This is a genomic window from Streptomyces pathocidini (assembly GCF_001418495.1).
Taxonomy (GTDB): Bacteria; Actinomycetota; Actinomycetes; order Streptomycetales; family Streptomycetaceae; genus Streptomyces; species Streptomyces pathocidini.
On record NZ_LIQY01000405.1, the window covers coordinates 1 to 1,769 of the forward strand.

1 protein-coding gene and 2 pseudogenes are annotated in these 1,769 nt (G+C 72.2%); 1 reads left to right on the forward strand and 2 read right to left on the reverse strand.

The window, feature by feature from the left end; all coding sequences use genetic code 11:
- Both AOK16_RS28495 and AOK16_RS18810 read right to left on the reverse strand, forming a co-directional pair.
- Positions 1–287: pseudogene (locus AOK16_RS28495) on the reverse strand (hypothetical protein); the annotation flags it as partial.
- A gap of 331 nt (positions 288–618) precedes the next feature.
- Positions 619–1,323 carry a bifunctional DNA primase/polymerase gene (locus tag AOK16_RS18810; protein WP_079101539.1) on the reverse strand — a complete coding sequence of 235 codons (705 nt, stop codon included), beginning with the start codon at positions 1,321–1,323 and terminating at the stop codon, positions 619–621.
- A gap of 235 nt (positions 1,324–1,558) precedes the next feature.
- Between AOK16_RS18810 and AOK16_RS18815 the strand changes: the two are divergent.
- Positions 1,559–1,769 (forward strand): annotated as a pseudogene (locus AOK16_RS18815) (transcriptional regulator); the annotation flags it as partial.

The window sequence follows — 1,769 nt, forward strand, 5'->3', positions numbered from 1 at the left end:
GTCTTCCCGGCGCCGTTGGGCCCCACGAGCCCGATGAACCGCCCGGCGGGCAGCTCAAGATCGACCCCGGCGACGGCGACCTGCTCCCCGAACCGCTTCCACAGCCCCTGGACCCGCACCGCGGGCCCCACCCCCGCGCCCGCGTCCGTCTCCCCGCTCCCGGGCGCTCCGGTCTCGGTCTTCCCGATCCCGGGTTCCCGCGTCCCGGGCTCCCCGATCAGGGTCTCTCGGGTCCCGGTCTCCCCAGCCCCGGTCTCCCCGCTCTGCCGCTCCGGCTCCAGTCCCACGTGCAACGCCCTCCGCCGCTTCCCGGCCGGGCGCCCCCGCGACGCCCGAATCCCTGGCCAACGATACGTGCACGTCTCAAAGGGCCCGCAGTCCGGCGGAAGGGGTCTCGGGGCTGCCGCGAAAGGTCTCGGGCCTCGGTGCGTCTCGGCGCAAGGGGTCTCGGGCCTGGGATCTCGGTACGGGGGGTCTCGGGCTGCGGCGCAAAGGGGTAGGAGGGCTTGCCGACCCAGCGGAGTCCAGTGGGGAGTTCAGCGGGGCAGCGGGAGTCCAGGGGGGCCGCTGAGCCCCCTGAACCACCTGGTGAGCCCCCTCGACCACATCGCGGACGCGCTAGCGCACGCTCTCGCGTCCGCAGGCGTATGCCAGTGGGCTGATCAGCTCCTCCACGTCCGGGAGCCAGCGGTTCGAGTCCGTGGGCTGGCGGGCCCACTGGGCCGAGCCGATACGGCTCGCCGCGCCCGGCGTGCCGTACCGCGTGGGCGGCGCCGGTACGAGGTCGCCCTCGCCCCGGACCGACAGGTCCAGCGAGCTGGCCGACCACCCCAACTTCCGTACCAGGCCGGGGACTTTGGCCCCCGCACCCGGCTGGACGAAGAACAGCATCCGCCGGTCCGGCGTGGACACGATCGGCCCGAGCGGCGCCTCCATCCGCTCCATCCGCGCCAGCGCCAGGCACCCCGCCGACTCCGGCACGTCCAGCGCATCGAACGACCGCCCCGTCGGCAGCAGGATCGACGCCTTCGGCTGCTTCGACCACAGGCGGCGGGCCACCACCGCGCTGCCCGTGGCCTGCGTCGACCAGTCCTTGCGGGCCGGATGCGCCCCGGGCGCAGGGCAGTCGGCGCCCGATCCGCACGAGCAGCGCTCGGCGGCGCCACTCCCGCCGTGCCCCTCGACCTGCTCCAGCCATGTGCCGGGCAGTACGTCCCAGTGCCTCTCCTCCGCGTAGCGGGCGGCGATGTCGGCGAGCGGTTCGGTGCGCTGCCGGGGGATCCTCGAGGTCGTCGTGGGGCTGCCGGTCTCTTTCACGTTCATCACAACTTCTATTGTGACCAAGGGTTATGACCTCCGAGCGCACTGTGGACGGCGTAACGCTCTGTCATGAGGGGCGCACGGAAGCATGGGCGGGGGCGCGCGGTCGAAATGTCCGCCGGGGCGGGTAACCCCCCGCAGGGAGGCGGTGTTGTGGATCCCGGGCATATGCGGGTATCAAGTATTCACGGGGAGTAGCGGAATAGAGACGGAAAGTAATCGACTGAGGGGGGTCATCATGGCCGCCAGACCACTCGTAGCGCGCCAGCCCAACGAACGACTCCAGGCGCTGATCCAGGAGGCCGGCTGCTCCAACGCCGGACTGGCCCGCAGGGTCAACGTGTGCGGCGCGGAACACGGCCTCGACCTGCGGTACGACAAGACATCCGTGGCCCGCTGGCTGCGAGGCCAGCAGCCCAGGGGACGCGCCCCCGCGATCATCGCCGAGG

Bases quoted from the DNA above. Each gene is read 5' to 3' on its own strand.
- AOK16_RS18810 (WP_079101539.1), bottom strand. From the start codon at position 1,323: ATGAACGTGAAAGAGACCGGCAGCCCCACGACGACCTCGAGGATCCCC.